Source organism: Tistrella sp., from assembly GCF_002684955.1.
Lineage (GTDB): Bacteria > Pseudomonadota > Alphaproteobacteria > Tistrellales > Tistrellaceae > Tistrella > Tistrella mobilis.
The window spans coordinates 1-5,578 of the sequence record NZ_NYWI01000087.1 but is presented as its reverse complement, the minus strand read 5'-3'; the positions used below and the strand labels follow the sequence as shown (position 1 = coordinate 5,578).

The following is a 5,578-nucleotide window of genomic DNA, read 5'->3' as shown; positions in this document are numbered from 1 at the left end:
GTTGAAGTCCCATCTCGGGATCTCGTTCGCCTGCCGCAGTTCGCGGTTCTCCCGCTCGAGTGCCTTCAGGCGGGCGTTCAGGTCCGGAGCGACGCCGTCGATCTTACCGCCCTCACGCTCGGCCCGCTTCACCCACAGCCGCAGCGTCTCCGGTGTGCAACCGATCTTGCCGGCGATCGAGGCGATGGCGGCCCAGCGGGAGGCGTGATCGCTCTCGTGCTCGAGAACCATCCGGACCGCGCGGCTACGCACTTCGGGGGCAAACTTGTTCGTCGTCCTGCTGGTCATGGCTCCATCCTCTCAAGAGTTGGAGCCTCCGGCAAACCCGATGCGGTTCACTTCGGCCAGTACGGTGGTTGCGGGAATGCCGCCGGCGAGCCAAGCATCAAGGGCGTCCACCACACACTGTGCCACCGCTGCAAACTGTCGAATATCTTCACCGACCAGATGAATGGTTTCGCCAACCCGCGCATCCCTAGCATGGTCGGCAAATTTATCATCCATGATCCCGAGATTATGCCCGATGACATGGCGCTTCTGAATGTTGAGCTTAAGCGCCGCAAGCTCGGCCTCGGACAAGGGTGAGAATGGATCGAAGTTCAATTCCGCGAACCGGCGCTGTGCGATTTCAACATTCTGAAAATCGTTTCGCACTGGCTTTGGCTTGGGAGCGTCAGGGCCAAGCTGGTCGCAGCCATAAAGATAAACTGCCTTGAGGGTTGCCTCGAATGCCGTGAGCACGTCCTCATGAGCGTTGCCCATGAGCCTGTATCCCAATTCCTGATTGCCCTCTTGCGCGTCCGCCAATGCGATTTGTTGCGCAACGATCTGGACTTCGCGCGCGAAATGCAGTCGGACGTTCGGGGCGCCGCAATCGGGGCAAAAAAGGCCAATAGCAAAGACGCCGTAGTCCCGACCACAGTGATCACACACCAACTCTCGCAAGAGATCACGCCGAGAAAATCTCAGCCGTGGTTTTGCCGTAGGACGCGGACCAGCTTTGATCTTGACGAATTTCGAGGACGAAAACTTTCGCTCCATGTCTCGAAACATGCCGTGAAAGGCGCTTGCCATGTCGGCCTTGGCGGCGTGTGCCACCATCTTCTTCGCGGCTTCCACGTCATCCGGGTGCATGAAATCCTGGTCGTCAGCAACAATGCCGCTATAGGGACAGACAGTCTGCTTCGAGCGGGGTTCCAGCTTCATGCGCTTGCGCGCATCATCACTGACCATCACGTTCTCGGCAACATCACCCAATACGAAATGACGCGGCAACGCTTTCTCATTTGGCGAATAGCGATAGACGCGCCCCTCGGGCGTCTTTGGCAATGGGATGGACAATTCCATTCGATTCCTGGCCCCTCCCGTCCGATAGCGTTCCAAGTTCTTGAACCGCATGACCTTCGCCCTTGCCGCCAACCCATATTGCGTTTGATCGTGCCTCCGACGCTAGATATGGTATCATCAAATGCGAAGCTATGCATCATGGGTGTGAGGATGCCATTCCCTAAGAAAGACAAGCACATGAAGCGAATCACGGTCACCGTCGACCCGGACGACTATGCTGAGATAGACCGTCTGGCACGCAGCCACGACGTCTCTGCGTCGTGGGTGATCCGTCGTTCCATGCGTGAGTTTCTGGATCGCCACCGTGGCGACGCGCCCGACCCAATGGGCGGCTCGGAAAAGCGCAGGGTAGGCTGAGCACATGGCAGAAGCAATTCGCCCCATGCGCCACGTATCCCTACCTGGGATGTGTCCGGTCGATGCAGCCGTTGCACAGATGGCTGAAAGCGGTATCGAGGAACGCGGTGCCATCTTCACCCGACGCGAAGTCGTGGACTTCATCCTCGACCTGACGGGCTATACCGACGACAAGCCCCTCCATACGCAACGCTTGCTCGAACCGTCCTTTGGCAATGGGGACTTTCTCCTTGCCGCAGTCGAGCGCTTGTTGAGGGCGTGGCATACCGCCGACGCACCGTTGGAATCCCTAATCGACAGTGTTCGCGCGATTGAGCTTCATCGCAAAACCTTCACCGCAACCCGCGCCCGCCTGGCCGCTTTACTCCGAGAAGAAGGCTTGCCGGACGTTGACTGCGACCGGCTGCTGGATGCGTGGCTGGTCCAAGGCGACTTTCTGCTGCATCCGCTACCTGATGGCTTTCACTACGTTGTCGGCAACCCGCCCTATGTTCGCCAAGAGCTGATACCGGATGCGCTGATCGCCGAATACCGGCGCCAGTTCACGACAGTTTTTGATCGCGCTGACATCTACATCCCCTTTATCGAACGGTCGCTCTCGCTGCTCGCCGAGGGAGGCGCACTCGGCTTCATCTGCGCGGATCGCTGGATGAAGAACCGCTACGGCGGTCCGCTGCGGAAGATGGTCGCCGAGGGTTATCGCCTGAAATTCTATGTGGACATGGTGGACACGCCTGCCTTCCACTCGGAGGTCATCGCATACCCTGCAATCACCGTCATAACGAGAGAACGTCCCGGCCCAACGCGGCTTGCTCATCGACCGGCGATTACACCTCAGGCGCTAACAGCGCTCTCACGCGCGATGCTGGACGATACCGACACACTCAGCGCAGACATCAAGGAGATCAAGGGCGTCGCCGCAGGCGCCGATCCTTGGATTCTTGAGTCGTTCGATCAGCTCGCAGTCGTTCGCCGTTTGGAGCGTGAGTTCCCGACGCTCGAAGAGACCGGCTGCAAGGTCGGCATTGGCGTGGCGACCGGCGCAGACAGGGTTTTCATTGCCCCCTTCGATACTCTGGACGTGGAGCCCGACCGCAAACTGCCCCTCGTCATGACGCGGGACATTCTTGCCGGCACCGTGCAATGGCGCGGCTACGGCGTGATCAACCCGTTCAAGAATGATGGCGGCCTCGTTCCTCTGGACGCCTATCCCAAGCTCCGCGCCCACCTTGAAGCCAATGGCGAGGAAATCAGGAAGCGCCACGTTTCCCAAAAGAACCCGAATGGCTGGTACCGGACTATCGATCGTATCTATCCGGCCCTGGCCAGCCGCCCGAAGCTGCTTATCCCCGACATCAAGGGTGAGGCGCATATCGTCTATGAGGCCGGCCACCTCTACCCCCATCACAACCTCTACTTCATCACATCCGATGAGTGGGAGCTAAGGGCATTGCAAGCGGTGCTGCTGTCGGGCATCGCCAAGCTCTTTGTTTCCATGTACTCGACGAAGATGCGTGGCGGCTACCTGCGCTTCCAAGCGCAGTATCTCCGGCGTATCCGCGTCCCACATTGGTGCGACGTATCTGAGGATTTGCGCGCGGAACTTGCTGACGCGGCCACCAGCGGCGACATTGCAAGCTGTAACCAGGCCGTCTTCCGGCTTTATCGAATGGATAAGGCCGAGCGCACTGCCCTCGGCGGCAATGGGGGGTAATGCGCTAATGGCATTGGATCTTGCCGAGTACGAAAACAAGGCTCGCGAGGCCGTCAAGCTGTTTTGGGGGAACCGAGAAGCCGCACGTCTCAAGCAACTTGAATCCGGCAAGGCGGATCAGGGGGAGCGCGCCGGCGTCACCGCCGGAAAGAATATGAACGGCTTCCTTCAATTGGTCGCCGACCTTGCCGAAGCAAACGGACTAACGGACGCAACCATTCTTCAGGACGGCCGTGTACTGACGCTGCCCGGCTATTTTCGTCCCACCAAACTCTGGGACTTACTGATCCTGAGGAAAGGCCACCTCGTCGCCGCGCTGGAGTTCAAATCCCAGGTCGGCCCCTCTTTCGGAAACAACTTCAACAACCGAACCGAGGAAGCCATCGGCACGGCTGTCGATCTTTGGACAGCCTACCGGGAGGGTGCGTTCGGCGAGCAGCCACGCCCCTTCGTCGGCTGGCTGATGCTGCTGGAGGACGCGCCAGCCTCACGCGCACCTGTACGGGATCGCTCGCCCCACTTCCCAGTTTTCCAGGACTTTCAAAACGCCTCGTATGCTGAGCGCTACAACGTGCTCTGCAAGAAGCTCGTGCAGGAACAGCTTTATTCGTCGGCTTGCATTCTCACGTCTCCCCGGACTGCCGCAAATACGGGCGACTTCGCGGAAATGAGCGACATGACAGGACTCCGAACATTTGTGACGGAACTTGCCGGGCACCTTGCTGCTGAAGCGGCACGGGCATAGCCGTAGAGATCGGGGGGACAGGATGGTCGTTTGGCTAAGAATTGCAGGGATCGGATTGAACGCCATCGGCGCGATCATCCTTGCTTGGAGGGTCAAGGGCATCTTGGACATGATGGTTGCTGCCCACCAGGCCACCGATGTGAACATTCGCCTGCTCATGGATATCCTCGCCGGGCAGCAACAGGTGGTTCCGCTGATCGTCGGCATGGACGAGCAGGTCGCCCGGAAGCAAAAGGCAGGGATTTGGCTCCTTACCATCGGGTTTGCGTGCATCGCGATCGGAAACGTCTTGGTCGGCGTCTCCTGGTATCTGGAATCCTAAAACTACGCATGAGGAAGCATCTTGCCGAAAACGACTGTCGAGATTGCGATTGAGGAAGGCCAGAGATGCCTCAAGGCATCTCCGGTGATCGTGCTCGGAAGTGGTGCCTCCATTCCGGCTGGATTGCCCAGCATGGGCGCACTGGCGGCCCACCTGAAAGGCTCTATGCGGGACGGGGTGCTGTCCGGTTCGGACGAGGGTCTTTGGGATCAGTTCATTAACGAACTCGCCACCAAAGACCTCGAAAGCGCGCTGCACGCAATCAAGCTGAGTGAAAAACTCTCTGACCATGTTGTCGAGCAGACATGGAGTTTGATCAGCGCCGCAGATGCGCGCGTATTTGAAGCGGTTCTCGGCGACGTGAACCACCTCCCTCTCGCCCGGCTCTACCGTCATCTGTTCAACAGCACAAACCGAACGATTTCAGTGGTGACGCCCAACTATGACCGGCTGGCTGAGTATGCCGCCGATCGGGCGGGATACTGTCACCACACGGGCTTCAGCTACGGATACCTGCGCCAGCGGCAATCTGGCTCGCGGCTATCATTCAGGCAGGACAACCAACAAGCCCGCACCGTCGATATCTGGAAGGTGCACGGCTGCTTGGACTGGTTCATCGATCAAGACGGCCAGGTTATCGCGCTCACGTCGGCACGATCCATCCCGACCGGCCGCCGTCCGGCCATCGTGACACCCGGTATCGAGAAATACGAACGCACACACCTTGAGCCGTTTCGCTCGATCATCGCCGGGGCCGATGGCGCCCTAGCGCGCGCAAGCGCGTATCTCTGCGTCGGCTTTGGCTTCAATGACACACATATCCAGCCGAAACTGCTGGAGCGCTGGAAACGGGGCGACGCCTTTCTGGTCGTGCTCGCAAAGGAGCTAAGCAAAACCGCTAAGAAGATGCTGGAGGGAGCAAACGGCCAGCACTTCTTGGCACTGGAAGAGGCAGATAACGGCGAAGAGGGCGAGGGCGGCAAAGCCGACGGTCGTCAGCAAGTTGTTTTTCACGCGGGACCCACCTTCCATGTGGTAGGGGTGCTGCATCGCGCTGTCTGCACTCGGCACGGTCTTTTCCTTGAGCCTTGAG

Annotated in this window: 7 protein-coding genes; 5 read left to right on the top strand and 2 right to left on the bottom strand. The window is 59.1% G+C overall.

Going from position 1 to position 5,578, the window contains the following annotated elements; translation table 11 throughout:
• Together CMO28_RS29555 and CMO28_RS29550 are read right to left on the bottom strand one after the other, a co-directional pair.
• A partial coding sequence (locus CMO28_RS29555; RefSeq protein ID WP_296721149.1) for a transposase occupies positions 1–288 on the bottom strand: 288 nt, incomplete at its 3' end.
• 12 nt (positions 289–300) lie between these two features.
• A complete protein-coding gene (locus CMO28_RS29550; protein WP_296708609.1) occupies positions 301–1,347 on the bottom strand; it encodes a hypothetical protein in 1,047 nt (348 codons plus the stop codon).
• Positions 1,348–1,524: 177 nt separating this feature from the next.
• On the opposite strand from CMO28_RS29550, the gene CMO28_RS29545 reads away from it, so the two are divergent.
• The 5 genes from CMO28_RS29545 to CMO28_RS29525 are packed head-to-tail and all read left to right on the top strand — an operon-like array spanning position 1,525 to position 5,577.
• Positions 1,525–1,704: a ribbon-helix-helix domain-containing protein gene (locus tag CMO28_RS29545; RefSeq protein WP_296708611.1), complete on the top strand. Its 180-nt coding sequence runs from the start codon at positions 1,525–1,527 to the stop codon at positions 1,702–1,704.
• Positions 1,705–1,729: 25 nt separating this feature from the next.
• Positions 1,730–3,418, top strand: a complete 1,689-nt coding sequence (locus CMO28_RS29540) for an Eco57I restriction-modification methylase domain-containing protein (protein ID WP_296708614.1) — start codon at positions 1,730–1,732, stop codon at positions 3,416–3,418.
• Between the two features lie 7 nt (positions 3,419–3,425).
• Entirely contained in the window at positions 3,426–4,163 is a 738-nt protein-coding gene (locus CMO28_RS29535) for a PaeR7I family type II restriction endonuclease (RefSeq protein ID WP_296708617.1), read from the top strand.
• Between the two features lie 55 nt (positions 4,164–4,218).
• Positions 4,219–4,485, top strand: coding sequence for a hypothetical protein (locus CMO28_RS29530; RefSeq protein WP_296708619.1), 267 nt, complete (start codon positions 4,219–4,221; stop codon positions 4,483–4,485).
• Between the two features lie 21 nt (positions 4,486–4,506).
• On the top strand, positions 4,507–5,577 hold the full coding sequence (locus CMO28_RS29525) for an SIR2 family protein (RefSeq protein WP_296721145.1): 1,071 nt from the start codon (positions 4,507–4,509) through the stop codon (positions 5,575–5,577).
• Position 5,578: the final 1 nt, after the last annotated feature.

Excerpts from the sequence above, each read along its gene's own strand:
- CMO28_RS29550 (WP_296708609.1), bottom strand. The coding sequence starts at position 1,347 with ATGGAATTGTCCATCCCATTGCCAAAGACGCCCGAGGGGCGCGTCTAT.
- CMO28_RS29545 (WP_296708611.1), top strand. The coding sequence starts at position 1,525 with ATGAAGCGAATCACGGTCACCGTCGACCCGGACGACTATGCTGAGATA.
- CMO28_RS29540 (WP_296708614.1), top strand. The coding sequence starts at position 1,730 with ATGCGCCACGTATCCCTACCTGGGATGTGTCCGGTCGATGCAGCCGTT.
- CMO28_RS29535 (WP_296708617.1), top strand. The coding sequence starts at position 3,426 with ATGGCATTGGATCTTGCCGAGTACGAAAACAAGGCTCGCGAGGCCGTC.